General features: G+C 59.5%; 15 protein-coding genes. All 15 read right to left on the bottom strand.

What is annotated here, in order from left to right; genetic code table 11:
• Window positions 1-181 precede the first annotated feature (181 nt).
• A complete protein-coding gene (gene bamB, locus GIW79_RS00665; RefSeq protein WP_054897812.1) occupies window positions 182-1,333 on the bottom strand; it encodes an outer membrane protein assembly factor BamB in 1,152 nt (383 codons plus the stop codon).
• Window positions 1,326-1,967 (bottom strand): YfgM family protein, encoded by a 642-nt coding sequence (locus tag GIW79_RS00660; RefSeq protein ID WP_003194010.1) that lies wholly within the window; start codon window positions 1,965-1,967, stop codon window positions 1,326-1,328. The genes bamB and GIW79_RS00660 overlap by 8 nt, the downstream gene beginning before the upstream one ends.
• Window positions 1,968-2,008: 41 nt before the next feature.
• Complete coding sequence (hisS, locus tag GIW79_RS00655) at window positions 2,009-3,298, bottom strand: histidine--tRNA ligase (protein ID WP_034128022.1); 1,290 nt, start codon at window positions 3,296-3,298, stop codon at window positions 2,009-2,011.
• 23 nt (window positions 3,299-3,321) lie between these two features.
• A complete protein-coding gene (gene ispG / locus GIW79_RS00650) occupies window positions 3,322-4,431 on the bottom strand; it encodes a flavodoxin-dependent (E)-4-hydroxy-3-methylbut-2-enyl-diphosphate synthase (protein WP_003175952.1) in 1,110 nt (369 codons plus the stop codon).
• A 2-nt stretch (window positions 4,432-4,433) separates the two neighbouring features.
• A complete protein-coding gene (locus GIW79_RS00645) occupies window positions 4,434-5,420 on the bottom strand; it encodes a RodZ domain-containing protein (RefSeq protein WP_236453787.1) in 987 nt (328 codons plus the stop codon).
• Window positions 5,420-6,178: a type IV pilus biogenesis/stability protein PilW gene (pilW, locus tag GIW79_RS00640; RefSeq protein WP_236453784.1), complete on the bottom strand. Its 759-nt coding sequence runs from the start codon at window positions 6,176-6,178 to the stop codon at window positions 5,420-5,422. Before pilW ends, GIW79_RS00645 begins: the two co-directional genes overlap by 1 nt.
• A 12-nt stretch (window positions 6,179-6,190) precedes the next feature.
• Window positions 6,191-7,339: a 23S rRNA (adenine(2503)-C(2))-methyltransferase RlmN gene (gene rlmN, locus GIW79_RS00635; protein ID WP_003194014.1), complete on the bottom strand. Its 1,149-nt coding sequence runs from the start codon at window positions 7,337-7,339 to the stop codon at window positions 6,191-6,193.
• A gap of 29 nt (window positions 7,340-7,368) precedes the next feature.
• Window positions 7,369-7,794, bottom strand: a complete 426-nt coding sequence (ndk, locus tag GIW79_RS00630) for a nucleoside-diphosphate kinase (protein ID WP_003175956.1) — start codon at window positions 7,792-7,794, stop codon at window positions 7,369-7,371.
• 92 nt (window positions 7,795-7,886) lie between these two features.
• Complete coding sequence (gene iscX / locus GIW79_RS00625; RefSeq protein WP_034128025.1) at window positions 7,887-8,087, bottom strand: Fe-S cluster assembly protein IscX; 201 nt, start codon at window positions 8,085-8,087, stop codon at window positions 7,887-7,889.
• 14 nt (window positions 8,088-8,101) lie between these two features.
• Complete coding sequence (fdx, locus tag GIW79_RS00620; protein ID WP_200584136.1) at window positions 8,102-8,443, bottom strand: ISC system 2Fe-2S type ferredoxin; 342 nt, start codon at window positions 8,441-8,443, stop codon at window positions 8,102-8,104.
• A gap of 3 nt (window positions 8,444-8,446) precedes the next feature.
• Window positions 8,447-10,309: a Fe-S protein assembly chaperone HscA gene (gene hscA / locus GIW79_RS00615; RefSeq protein ID WP_034128026.1), complete on the bottom strand. Its 1,863-nt coding sequence runs from the start codon at window positions 10,307-10,309 to the stop codon at window positions 8,447-8,449.
• Between the two features lie 51 nt (window positions 10,310-10,360).
• A complete protein-coding gene (gene hscB / locus GIW79_RS00610; protein WP_034128027.1) occupies window positions 10,361-10,882 on the bottom strand; it encodes a co-chaperone HscB in 522 nt (173 codons plus the stop codon).
• Between the two features lie 8 nt (window positions 10,883-10,890).
• On the bottom strand, window positions 10,891-11,214 hold the full coding sequence (iscA, locus tag GIW79_RS00605) for an iron-sulfur cluster assembly protein IscA (RefSeq protein ID WP_003209680.1): 324 nt from the start codon (window positions 11,212-11,214) through the stop codon (window positions 10,891-10,893).
• A 28-nt stretch (window positions 11,215-11,242) separates the two neighbouring features.
• Entirely contained in the window at window positions 11,243-11,629 is a 387-nt protein-coding gene (iscU, locus tag GIW79_RS00600) for a Fe-S cluster assembly scaffold IscU (RefSeq protein WP_003175965.1), read from the bottom strand.
• 99 nt (window positions 11,630-11,728) lie between these two features.
• Window positions 11,729-12,943, bottom strand: coding sequence for an IscS subfamily cysteine desulfurase (locus tag GIW79_RS00595; RefSeq protein WP_003194019.1), 1,215 nt, complete (start codon window positions 12,941-12,943; stop codon window positions 11,729-11,731).
• Window positions 12,944-12,945 lie beyond the last annotated feature (2 nt).

Below are 12,945 nucleotides of genomic sequence, written 5' to 3'. Positions count from 1 at the left end.
ACATGCCCTGCTTCTGCCCCCGCCACTGTAGGAGCGAGCTTGCTCGCGAAAAACCCGAGAACAACGCGTTTATCCAGAAAACCCGCGTTATCGTTGACGTCCTTCGCGAGCAAGCTCGCTCCTACAGCAACCGGTATTGAAGCAGGGCCGCCTGGGGGTTACCCCAAGCATAGTCAAACCTTTACTTGATGGTCAGGGCTTCCAGCTTGCCGCCGTTGCCATACACATAAAGCATGTTACCCACCACCAGCGGACGCGCACGCAGGCCGTCGCTGTCGATACGCTGGCGACCGACAAAACGACCATCCACCTGGCTCAGCAGGTGCAGGTAGCCTTCAAAGTCACCGACCGCGACGTAGCTGGAGAAGACTTCCGGTGCCGACAGTTGACGGCGAGCCAGGGAGTCATTGCTCCACAGTGCAGTGGTGGAACGCTCATCCACACTTTCAACGGTGCCGGATGCCAGGCTCACGTAGACGCTGCCAAACCCTTGGGCGACACCCGCATAGCTGGAGGCATCACGCTGCCAGTTGATGCGACCGCTTTGCAGGTCCAGCGCGGCAACACGCCCCTGGTAGGTGGCGACGTAGAGGGTTTCACCCGACAGCAGCAAGCCGCCGTCGATGTCTACCACGCGATCCAGTTCGGAGCGACCTTGCGGGATGGCCACACGAGTTTCCCAGGCCGGCACGCCGTTCTGGGTATTCAAGGCAACCACTTTACCGGTCGACAGGCCAGCAACGGCAAGGTTGCTGGTCACAATCGGACCACTGGTACCGCGCAGGGTCAACACCGCAGGGGTGCTGTCGTACAACCAGCGTTGGTCCCCGGTGGAGGCATCCAGGCCGATCACGCGGTCGTCCTGGGTTTGCACCACGACGATATCGCCGTTGGTAGCCGGCGCCGAGAGCACTTCACTGGTCACGCGAGCGCGCCACTTCTCTTCACCGGTGCTGGAGTCCAGCGCGACCACGTCACCCTTGAGGGTACCGATCAGCACCATGCCGTAGCCGACGCCCACACCGCCGGAAACCGGCAGTTCGAGGTCTTTCTTCCACTTGACATCGCCGTTCATGCGATCCATGGCAACCACAACGCCAGTGGAATCAGTAGCCACGATGTTGTCGCCGTCAATCGCCGGCTGCAACAGGTTGTAGAGGTCGCCCTGCCCATCACCAATGGATTGGCTCCATTGTTTTTGCAGGACCACTTCTTCCTTGAAGCTGGTCAGCTCGGCAGGAGGCAGTTCTTTTTTGCTGTTGCTGCTGCAACCCGCGGCCAAAACGGCCAGAGCCAGCAATGCTGCATGTTTCCAACGGATCACGTCACGCATCCCCTTTGGCCAAGTCGTCGAGCTTGATTTGTAAGCCACCGACCGCCGCTTCATCAGACAGCGCCGCCTTGGCTTTTTGGTACGCAGCATGGGCTTCGTCGGTACGACCCAATTGGACCAACAGGTCGCCCTTGAGCTCTTCGCGAGTGGCCACGAATGCCTTGTCAGCATCGCCGTCGAGCAGTTTGAGTGCTTCGTCAGCCTTGTTCTGCGCCGCCAATACCTGTGCCAGGCGCTGACGTGCGATTTCACCCAGGGTCGGGTTGGTCGGCTTGTCGGCAATGGCCTTCAGCTCGGTGGCGGCGTCATCCAGCTTGCCGGTATCGACCGCGACTTTAGCGACGAACAGGCTGCCGTATTGGGCGTAGGTGCTACCGCCGAATTCGTTTTTCAGCTTGCCGGCCAGGTCTGCCACCTGCGCAGGGTCAGGCTTGCCGTCCGGCGTCAGGGTAGTTTCCAGCAATTGCTGATAAACGATCGAAGCGCCCTGGGATTGGTTGGCCTGATACTTGGTCCAGGCTTGCCAGCCGAACACCACCACTAAAGCCAGCAGGCCGCCAGTGACCAGGGGCTTGCCGTTACGCTGCCACCAGTCCTTGAACTCGGCCAGTTGCTCATCATCAGTACTCGACACCCCAATACTCCTTAATCGCTAAATTCGGCTGTTCGACAGCTTCAACCCTGCACGACGCAGGTGGCCAAGTGCGCAGCGAGCGCATCAAAGGCAATGTTCTGTTGTTCACCCTGGCCACGCAGGGGTTTGAAACCTACCACTTGCTGGGCCAGCTCGTCATCGCCGAGGATCAGTGCGTAAAGCGCACCGCTCTTGTCGGCCTTCTTGAACTGGCTCTTGAAGCTACCAGCGCCGGCATTGATCTGCAGGCGCAGGTTGGGCAGTTGGTCACGTACTTTTTCGCTCAAGGCCAGGGCCGCCAGTTCGGCAGCCTCGCCGAAGGCGCACAGGTACACGTCCACCTGACGGGAAATTTCTTCCGGGACCTGCTCCAGGGTTTCCAGCAGCAGGATCAGCCGCTCGATGCCCATGGCAAAGCCTACGCCCGTGGTCGGCTTGCCGCCCATTTGCTCGACCAGGCCGTCGTAGCGACCACCGGCACACACGGTGCCCTGGGCGCCGAGCTTGTCGGTGACCCACTCGAACACGGTCTTGCTGTAGTAGTCGAGGCCACGCACCAGCTTGGGGTTGATCACGTAGGGAATACCGGCTGCATCCAGACGCGCCTTGAGGCCCTCGAAATGCACCCGGGACTCGTCGTCCAGGTAATCAGCCATTTTCGGCGCATCGACCAGCACGGCCTGGGTGTCGGCGTTCTTGGTATCCAGGACGCGCAACGGGTTGGTTTTCAGACGGCGTTGGCTGTCTTCGTCCAGCTTGTCCAGGTGGGCCGACAGGTACTCGACCAGGGCTTCGCGATAGCGACCCCGGGACTCGCTGGTGCCCAGGCTGTTGAGTTCAAGCTTGACCGCATCGCGGATGCCCAGTTGGCCCCACAGGCGCCAGGTCAGCACGATCAGCTCGGCGTCGATGTCCGGGCCGTCCAGGTTGAACACTTCGCAACCGATCTGGTGGAACTGGCGGTAACGGCCTTTCTGCGGGCGCTCGTGGCGGAACATCGGGCCGATGTACCACAGCTTCTGGGTCTGGCCACCACCGGTGATGCCATGTTCCAGTACGGCGCGAACGCACGCGGCAGTGCCTTCCGGGCGCAGGGTCAGGGAGTCGCCGTTACGGTCTTCAAAGGTGTACATCTCTTTTTCGACGATGTCGGTCACTTCACCGATGGAGCGCTTGAACAGCTCGGTGAACTCGACGATCGGCATGCGGATCTGCTTGTAACCGTAGTTATCCAGCAGGCGCGCGACAGTGCTTTCGAAGTAGCGCCACAGTGGCGTCTGCTCCGGCAGGATGTCGTTCATGCCACGAATGGCTTGCAGAGACTTGCTCACATCAGATCCTTAAATTCGTTCAATCAGCCGCGAGCGATCAGCGCTGCGTCAGCGGCGACCTTCTCGGCCGCTTTCTCGCGGATCAGCTTTTCCAGCTCATCCACCAGATTGTCATTCGTTAGCTTCTGCGACGGTTTGCCGTCGATGTAAATCAGGTTCGGTGTGCCACCCGTCAGGCCCACGTGGGCCTCTTTGGCCTCACCCGGCCCGTTGACCACACAACCGATCACTGCGACATCCAGCGGCACCAGCAGGTCTTCCAGGCGCAACTCCAGGTCGTTCATGGTTTTCACCACGTCGAAGTTCTGCCGCGAGCAGCTCGGGCAGGCGATGAAGTTGATACCACGGGAACGCAAACGCAGGGACTTGAGAATGTCGTAGCCGACCTTCACTTCCTCTACGGGGTCTGCCGCCAGGGAGATGCGGATAGTATCGCCAATCCCTTCGGCGAGCAGCATACCGAGACCCACAGCAGATTTCACTGTGCCTGATCGCAAACCGCCCGCTTCAGTGATACCCAGGTGCAGCGGTTGCACGATTTCCTTGGCCAGCAGGCGATAGGCTTCTACGGCCATGAACACGTCCGAGGCCTTTACGCTGACCTTGAAGTCCTGGAAGTTCAGGCGTTCAAGGTGTTCAACGTGGCGCAGTGCCGACTCAACCAGCGCCGCCGGAGTGGGCTCGCCGTATTTCTTTTGCAGGTCTTTTTCCAGGGAGCCGGCGTTGACGCCGATGCGGATCGGAATACCGCGATCACGGGCAGCGTCCACCACGGCACGCACGCGGTCTTCACGCCCGATGTTGCCGGGGTTGATACGCAGGCAGTCCACACCCAGTTCGGCCACGCGCAATGCGATCTTGTAGTCGAAGTGAATATCGGCAACCAGTGGGACCTTGACCAACTGCTTGATACGACCAAAGGCCTCGGCTGCGTCCATGTCCGGAACGGACACCCGTACGATATCCACGCCAGCCGCTTCCAGACGATTGATCTGGGCAACGGTGGCAGCCACATCGTTGGTGTCACTGTTGGTCATGCTCTGCACTGCAATGGGGGCGTCGCCACCCACCGGCACCGAGCCGACCCAGATCTTGCGCGATACGCGACGTTTGATTGGAGATTCGCCGTGCATGACTATTGTCCCAACTTGAGGCGAGCAGTCTCGCCACTGGTGAACGGCGCCACGTCTACAGGCTGGCCGTTATAGGCCACTTGCGCGCCACGGGCAAAGCCCAGACGCAGCGTCAAAGGAGGCTTGCCGCCCTGGTCAAGCGTATCTCCCTTACGCTTCAAACCGCTGAACAGCACTTTGCCGTTGCCATCGGTGACCTGCGTCCAGCAGTCAGCGATGAAGGTAATTTGTACGCGCCCATCACCGGCGATCAATGCCGGGGTGGTGGGAGGCGACATCGCCGGCGCTGCGGGTGCGGCTGGCGCAGGGGTCGCAGGTGCAGGCGTCGGAACCGCCGGAGCCTGGGCCACGGGAGCGGCCGGAGCGGTCGGAACAGCCGGAGCCGGTACCGCAGCAGGGGCCGTACCGGCGTCTGGCGCGGGTTGTTCGGCAGTGGCCGGCGCTTGCGGCGTAGCTTGCCCCTCTACCACGGCCTGGTCTTCCGGCTCGTCCAGGGGGTGAATCTGGGTGGTGCCGTCGGCGCTTTCGACTTCGACATGTTCCATGGCGTTGCTGGTCAGGTCTTTGTTGCGCTGGGAGGTCTGGTCTTGCCACCAGACAAAACCGCCGCCGACCACGGCAATCAGCAACAACAGGCTGACAATCCGCAAAATGGTATGGGAAACGCGCGTAGGCTCTTCGATGCGCCCCAACCCATGGACATTACTGCCCTGGGCATCGGTGCCGGTGAACTGGTCGAACTCCTGGACCAGCACGGCCTGGTCGATACCCAGCAATTTTGCATAAGCGCGGATATAGCCGCGGGCAAAAGTGTGCCCAGGCAGCTTGTCGAACGCGCCGGCTTCCAGATTGGCCAACGAGGTACTGGTCAAATTGAGCTTGAGGGCCACTTCAGCCAGCGACCAACCATTGCTTTCGCGGGCCTGGCGCAAGGTTTCGCCTGGGTTGACGCGATTAGCTGCTACATCTTCCGGGTGCGCGGCTTTCATCATTGCTCCGACAGGTATTGCTGATATTCCGGCGTACCGGGATAGAGTCGTTCGAGTTGCTGGCCAAAACGTGCGGCCGTGTCGTGTTCTTCATGAACCGTCGCCAGGCGCACACCGAGCAATAGACTACGTGCATTTTGCCCGCTGAGCAGGCTAAAACGCTCGTAATAGTCACGTGCTGGCACATAATGCCTGTCTTCGTAAGACAACTCAGCCATTTCGAGCAATGCCCGTGGCTGGCGACTGTTCAGGTGCAGGGCTTTTTCCAACTGCTGGCGAGCGCTGTCGCGCTGACCGAGGCGCATCGAGGTCACACCGAGGTTCTCGAACACCCGCGAACGCTGCGGGTAGAGGGTATCGGCGGCGGCTTGCTGAAAATAACGTGACGCCAGGTCGTACCGTTGCTGCTCGAACAGGAAACTGCCGTAGTTGTTCAGCAGCCGCGGATCGGCAGGGCGGGAGGCCAGGGCCTTGTGGAAATAGCGGTCGGCCAGCTCGGGCTCGGCCTGAGCCTGAAACACCAAAGCCAGCGCGGCGTTGGCATCGGCATCATCGGCGTCCAGCTCAAGGGCCTTTTTCAACGGCACCTTGGCCTGCTCGCCCATGCCTTGGCGCAGATACCCCAAACCCAGTTGCACATAGGCAACTCGCGCCTCATCACGGCCTTTATCAGTGCGCAACGGGCTGTGATGGCCCGATGAAACGCAACCGGCCACGAGGCCGGTAAACAGTAAAAGCAGCGCAAGGCGCAAGGGCATAGAGATCCTCTCTCAGATTCGATTTACAGCGATTTGCGGCAAATCTTCAGCGGCGTTAAGTTCGCGCACGGCGATATAACGTTCACTGCGGCGGGTGCGGTCCATCACCTGCCCTACCAATTGGCCACACGCGGCATCGATGTCTTCACCACGAGTGGTTCGCACAGTGACGTTATAGCCGGCCTGGTGCAGTTGATCCTGAAAACGACGGATGGCGTTGTTGCTCGGCCGCTCGTAGCCAGAATGAGGAAACGGGTTGAACGGGATCAAGTTGATCTTGCACGGGGTGTCCTTGAGCAATTCGATCATCTCGACCGCGTGCTCCAGCTTGTCGTTGACGTCCTTGAGCATGGTGTACTCAATGGTCAGCACACGCTTCTCACCCAGGGTCGCCATATAACGCTGGCACGATTCGAGCAGCATCTTAAGCGGATATTTCTTGTTGATCGGCACCAATTGGTTACGCAATGCGTCATTAGGTGCGTGCAGCGACAACGCGAGGGAGACGTCGATGTGCTTGGCCAGCTCATCGATCATCGGTACCACGCCGGAGGTCGACAGGGTCACACGGCGCTTGGAGATGCCGTAGCCCAGGTCGTCCATCATAAGGTGCATGGCCGCAATCACGTTGTCGAAGTTCAGCAGCGGCTCCCCCATGCCCATCATCACCACGTTGGTGATGGCACGGTCGACGGTCGCCGGGACGCTGCCAAAGGATTTGTTGGCAATCCACACCTGGCCGATGACTTCGGCGGCGGTGAGGTTGCTATTGAAGCCTTGCTTGCCGGTGGAGCAGAAACTGCAGTCCAGGGCACAGCCTGCCTGGGACGAAACGCACAAAGTGCCACGTTTGCCCTGGGGAATGTACACGGTCTCGACGCAGCTACCGGACGCCACGCGCACCACCCATTTACGGGTGCCGTCGCTGGAAATGTCCTCGCTGACAACCTCGGGACCCCGCACCTCGGCAATGGCCTTGAGCTTGTCGCGCAGGGCCTTGCTGACGTTCGTCATGGCGTCGAAATCGTCGACGCCAAAGTGGTGAATCCACTTCATTACCTGACCGGCACGGAAACGCTTCTCCCCGATTGAGTCGAAGAATTTCTCCATTTCCGGCTGAGTCAGACCCAGCAGGTTGGTTTTAACAGTCGATGTAGTCATGGATTCACCCTCACTCTTTAAGCCGATGCTTAGCGAGCGGTTACTTCAGTAGCAGCGAAAAAGTACGAGATTTCGCGAGCAGCAGCAGCTTCGGAGTCCGAGCCGTGAACAGCGTTGGCGTCGATGGATTCAGCGAAGTCAGCACGGATGGTGCCAGCAGCAGCTTCTTTAGGGTTGGTAGCGCCCATCAGCTCACGGTTCAGAGCGATAGCGTTTTCGCCTTCCAGAACCTGGACAACAACAGGACCGGAGATCATGAAGGCAACCAGGTCGCCGAAGAAGCCACGAGCGCTGTGCTCAGCGTAGAAGCCTTCAGCTTCAGCCTTGGACAGTTGCTTGAGTTTCGAAGCTACAACCTTCAGGCCGGCTTTTTCGAAACGAGTGGTGATCTCGCCGATGACGTTTTTTGCAACAGCGTCAGGCTTGATGATGGAGAAAGTACGTTGAACAGCCATGGTGTAACTCCAGAAACGGTAATTTACGAAAAATTAAACCCGCGAATTATACGCGGGTTATTGGGTATTGCCTAACTGCGTAAAAAGGCGGCTCAGTCTGCTTCTTCGATCCACAGGCCTTGAATCGCCTCAAGGACCTTTTCGCCACCCCGGTCAGGGATGTCGTCAAAATCCGGCAGTGCCATTACGAGGTCGCGCAGCTTGACGAAGTTCACGGTAAGAGGATTGACCTCAGGATGAGCTTCAGCAAGTTGTATAGCGATTTCTTGTACATCAACCCATTTCAGGCTCATGACATTTCCTTGAATCAATGCGGCGCTTCGGCTGCATGGTTGAGCGAATATTTCGGGATTTCGACGGTGAGGTCTTCAGCCCCCACTTTCGCCTGACAACTCAGGCGCGACGTCGGCTCCAGGCCCCACGCCCGATCAAGATAGTCTTCTTCCAGGTCGTCAGCCTCATTTAGGCTGTCGAAACCTTTACGAATGATGCAGTGACAGGTGGTGCAGGCATTGACGCCGCCACAGGCACTTTCGATCTCGATGTGGTTGTCATGGGCGACGTCGAGCAGGGACTTGCCGGTCTCAGCCTCCACGACCATGCCCTCAGGGCAATGTTCGGCGTGCGGTAGAAAAGTGACCTGCGGCATCAGTTATTCCTCAATTTCATTCAGGTTGCGGCCCGCCAGCGCGGCTTTAACCGTCTGATCCATACGGCGGGCGGCAAAGGCATCAGTCACTTGCGACAGGCGCTTGGTCTGTTGCTCGATGGCGTAACCATCGTTGCCTTTCATCAGTTCGGCCAGTTCCTGCATCTGCAGGTCAATGACCATGCGTTCTTCGGCATCCAGCAGGCGCTCGCCGTCGGCTTCAAGGGCGCCCTGCACCGCTTCGAGCAGGCGCTGGGCATCCACTTGTTGCTCGCGCAATACGCGGGCGACCTTGTCGTCACCGGCATACTGGAACGAGTCCTTGAGCATCTTGGCGATTTCGCCATCGGTGAGGCCGTAGGACGGCTTGACCTGGATGCTGGCTTCAACGCCAGACGCCAGTTCGCGCGCAGCGACACTGAGCAGGCCATCGGCATCGACCTGGAAGGTCACGCGAATTTTCGCCGCGCCCGCCACCATCGCCGGAATGCCACGCAACTCAAAACGCGCCAGGGAACGGCAGTCGCTGATCAGCTCGCGCTCGCCTTGCAGCACATGAATCATCATGGCTGTCTGGCCGTCTTTGTAGGTGGTGAAATCTTGGGCACGTGCGACGGGGATGGTGGTGTTGCGCGGGATCACCTTCTCCATCAGGCCGCCCATGGTTTCCAGGCCCAGGGACAACGGGATCACGTCGAGCAAAAGCAATTCGCCGCCATCACGTTTGTTACCAGCCAGGGTATCGGCCTGGATGGCAGCGCCGATGGCGACGACTTGATCCGGGTCGATTTCGGTCAGTGGTTGGCGCCCAAAGGCTTCGGCTACCGCTTCACGCACGCGCGGCACGCGGGTGGAACCGCCTACCATGACCACTGCGCCAACGTCTTCCAACTCGATACCGGAATCACGCACAGCACGACGGCAGGCTTTGAGGCTGCGGGCAACCATCGGCTCGATCAGCGTATCAAAGGCTTCGCGAGTCAGTGGCGCCGACCAGTTACCGTAGCAAACGTCAACAGAAGCAGCGTCAGTCAGCGCCTCTTTGGCCGCACAGGCAGTTTGCAGCAGGTTGCGCTGCGCGCCTGGGTCCAGGTCGGCCGACAAGCCGGCACTGCTGATGATCCAGCCAGCAATGGCGTGATCGAAATCATCGCCACCCAGAGCGCTGTCGCCGCCGGTCGCGAGCACTTCAAACACACCGCCGGTCAGGCGCAGGATCGAAATATCGAAGGTACCGCCGCCCAGATCATAAATAGCGACCAGGCCTTCAGCGTGCTGATCGAGGCCGTAGGCCACAGCCGCCGCAGTCGGCTCGTTGAGCAAGCGCAGCACGTTCAAGCCGGCAAGTTTCGCCGCGTCCTTGGTGGCTTGACGCTGGGCGTCATCGAAATACGCCGGAACGGTGATAACCGCCCCTACCAGCTCACCACCCAAGGTGTTTTCCGCACGCTGGCGCAGCACCTTGAGGATATCGGCCGACACTTCCACCGGGCTCTTGGGCCCTTGGACAGTGTCGATGAACGGCATATGGGACTCGCCGCCGACAAAGCGGTACGGCAATTGGTCACCCAATTGCTTGACGTCGGACAACCCACGACCCATCAAGCGCTTGACCGACAACACCGTGTTCAAGGGGTCTGCGGACGCGGCGAGCTTGGCCGATTCGCCCACTTCAGTGCGGTCGGCGTGATAACGCACGGCAGACGGCAGGATCACCTGCCCATCGGCGTCGGGCAGCGGTTCGGACAGGCCGCTGCGCAAGGCAGCAACCAGGGAATTGGTGGTGCCCAGGTCAATCCCGACCGCCAGGCGACGCTGGTGCGGTTGAGGGCTTTGGCCGGGTTCGGCGATTTGCAGTAGAGCCATGGTAATCAGGTCTTATCTGTCTATCAGGCGTGCATCACGGGCAGCACTGGGTTAATCGTCGAGGCGCTCTTCTAGCTGGCGCACTTCGTAGGTGAGCTTGTCGAGAAACTGCATGCGCCGCATCAGGCGTTCGGCCTGTTCGCGTTGCGCCGCATCATCCCAACAGGCTGCGAAGCTTTCGTTGAGCTCATCCTGGGCGGTTTTCAGACGACGCTTGAAGACCGCAACACCGGCTATATCGGCTTCGTCCTGCAAGTCTTCGAGCTCTTCGCGCCACTGCATCTGCTGCATGAGGAAGTCCGGATCGTGCACCGTAACTTCCAACGGCAACTCGCCACCGTTCAGGGCGAGCAGGTAACGCGCGCGTTTCGCGGGGCTTTTGAGCGTCTGATAGGCTTCGTTGAGGCTGGCCGATTGCTCAAGGGCCAAGCGCTGCTCACGCTCGGAAGCGTCAGCGAAGCGGTCCGGATGCACCCCACGCGCCAATTCACGGTAGCGCGTGGCGAGCTGCTCAAGGTCCAGCCGAAAGCTCGGCTGCAGCTCGAATAAAGCGAAATGACAAGGAGTACCCACGAGTAGCCTCAGATGTTGAAGCTTTCGCCGCAGCCACATTCACCGCGCACGTTAGGGTTGTTGAACTTGAAGCCTTCGTTCAACCCCTCCTTGACGAAATCGAGTTCGGTGCCGTCCAGGTAGGTCAGGCTCTTGGGGTCGATGATCACTTTCTCGCCGTGACTTTCGAACACCTGATCCTCTTCAACCACCTCGTCGACAAACTCCAGCACGTAGGCAAGGCCGGAACAGCCCGTGGTGCGTACACCCAGACGAATCCCCTCACCTTTACCGCGCCCATTCAGGGAGCGGCGAATGTGCTGCGCAGCCGCTTCTGTCATGCTGATAGCCATCGTTGACTCCTTACTCGTCGCCAAATGCTTAGATCAAGCCTTTCTTCTGCTTGTAGTCGCGAACGGCTGCCTTGATGGCATCTTCAGCGAGTACGGAGCAGTGGATTTTCACCGGCGGCAACGCCAGTTCTTCGGCCAGCTGGGTGTTGCTGATAGTGACAGCCTCATCCAGGGTCTTGCCTTTCATCCATTCGGTCGCCAGGGAGCTGGATGCGATGGCCGAACCGCAGCCGTAAGTCTTGAATTTGGCGTCTTCAATAACGCCAGCATCGTTGACCTTGATCTGCAGGCGCATCACATCGCCGCACGCCGGGGCGCCGACCATGCCGGTGCCGACATCTGGATCTTCCGCGTTCATCTTGCCGACGTTGCGCGGGTTTTCGTAGTGGTCGATGACCTTTTCGCTGTAAGCCATGGTACTGAATCCTCACTCATCAGGGCCGCTCTGGAACCCTGTAGAAACGCCTGCGTTTTCCGCCACGTTCCTACAGAGCTTGGGTGGCGGCTTCTATAGTTAGTGTGCCGCCCACTCGATCTTGGAAATATCGACACCGTCTTTGTACATGTCCCACAGTGGCGACAGAACGCGTAGCTTGTTGACGGCTTCGCAGACCTTCTGCGCGGCGTAGTCGACTTGCTCTTCAGTGGTGAAGCGGCCGAACGTAAAGCGGATAGAGCTGTGAGCCAGTTCGTCGTTGCGGCCCAGGGCGCGCAGTACGTACGAAGGCTCAAGGGACGCCGAGGTGCAGGCCGAACCGGACGATACCGCCAGGTCCTTGAGCGCCATGATCAGCGACTCGCCTTCAACGTAGTTGAAGCTCAAATTCAGGTTGTGCGGTACACGGGCGGTCATGCTGCCGTTGATGTACAACTCTTCAAGGTTTTCGACCTGCTTGTAGAAGCGATCGCTCAGGGCCTTGATGCGCACGTTTTCGGCAGCCATGTCTTCCTTGGCTACACGGAAAGCTTCGCCCATACCGACGATCTGGTGGGTCGCCAGGGTGCCCGAACGCATGCCGCGCTCGTGACCGCCGCCGTGCATGGTGGCTTCGATGCGCACGCGAGGCTTGCGGCTCACGTACAGCGCGCCGATGCCTTTGGGGCCGTAAGTCTTGTGGGCCGAGAACGACATCAGGTCGACTTTCAGCTTGGACAGGTCGATATCGACCTTGCCGGTGGACTGAGCAGCGTCGACGTGCAGCAACACACCCTTGGAGCGGGTTAGCTCGCCGATGGCGGCGATGTCGTTGATCGTGCCGATTTCGTTGTTCACGTGGATCACCGAAACCAGGATGGTGTCTTCACGCATCGCAGCTTCGATCATGGCCGGGGTGACGATACCGTCGGTGGTTGGCTCAAGGTAGGTGACCTCGAAACCTTCACGCTCCAGTTGGCGCATGGTGTCCAGGACAGCCTTATGCTCAATCTTGGTGGTGATCAGGTGTTTGCCTTTGGTCGCGTAGAAATGCGCCGCGCCCTTGATAGCCAGGTTGTCGGACTCGGTGGCACCGGAGGTCCAGACGATTTCGCGCGGGTCGGCATTGACCAGGTCAGCGACCTGGCGACGAGCGTTCTCGACCGCTTCCTCGGCTTTCCAGCCGAATACGTGGGAACGGGAGGCCGGGTTGCCGAAGTTTCCGTCGACCAGCAGGCATTCGCTCATTTTTTGCGCGACACGCGGATCAACCGGGGTGGTCGCTGAGTAATCAAGGTAAATCGGCAATTTCATGG

Origin of the sequence: Pseudomonas sp. PA-7-1E (genome assembly GCF_021605325.1) — a bacterium.
Classification (GTDB): domain Bacteria; phylum Pseudomonadota; class Gammaproteobacteria; order Pseudomonadales; family Pseudomonadaceae; genus Aquipseudomonas; species Aquipseudomonas fluorescens_BV.
The sequence above is the reverse complement of the archived record's forward strand: the minus strand, read 5'-3'. Positions and strand labels throughout refer to the sequence as shown.

Excerpts from the sequence above, each read along its gene's own strand:
- bamB (WP_054897812.1), bottom strand. The coding sequence starts at position 1,333 with ATGCGTGACGTGATCCGTTGGAAACATGCAGCATTGCTGGCTCTGGCC.
- ispG (WP_003175952.1), bottom strand. The coding sequence starts at position 4,431 with ATGCACGGCGAATCTCCAATCAAACGTCGCGTATCGCGCAAGATCTGG.
- GIW79_RS00645 (WP_236453787.1), bottom strand. The coding sequence starts at position 5,420 with ATGAAAGCCGCGCACCCGGAAGATGTAGCAGCTAATCGCGTCAACCCA.
- pilW (WP_236453784.1), bottom strand. The coding sequence starts at position 6,178 with ATGCCCTTGCGCCTTGCGCTGCTTTTACTGTTTACCGGCCTCGTGGCC.
- rlmN (WP_003194014.1), bottom strand. The coding sequence starts at position 7,339 with ATGACTACATCGACTGTTAAAACCAACCTGCTGGGTCTGACTCAGCCG.
- ndk (WP_003175956.1), bottom strand. The coding sequence starts at position 7,794 with ATGGCTGTTCAACGTACTTTCTCCATCATCAAGCCTGACGCTGTTGCA.
- iscX (WP_034128025.1), bottom strand. The coding sequence starts at position 8,087 with ATGAGCCTGAAATGGGTTGATGTACAAGAAATCGCTATACAACTTGCT.
- fdx (WP_200584136.1), bottom strand. The coding sequence starts at position 8,443 with ATGCCGCAGGTCACTTTTCTACCGCACGCCGAACATTGCCCTGAGGGC.
- hscA (WP_034128026.1), bottom strand. The coding sequence starts at position 10,309 with ATGGCTCTACTGCAAATCGCCGAACCCGGCCAAAGCCCTCAACCGCAC.
- iscA (WP_003209680.1), bottom strand. The coding sequence starts at position 11,214 with ATGGCTATCAGCATGACAGAAGCGGCTGCGCAGCACATTCGCCGCTCC.
- iscU (WP_003175965.1), bottom strand. The coding sequence starts at position 11,629 with ATGGCTTACAGCGAAAAGGTCATCGACCACTACGAAAACCCGCGCAAC.
- GIW79_RS00595 (WP_003194019.1), bottom strand. The coding sequence starts at position 12,943 with ATGAAATTGCCGATTTACCTTGATTACTCAGCGACCACCCCGGTTGAT.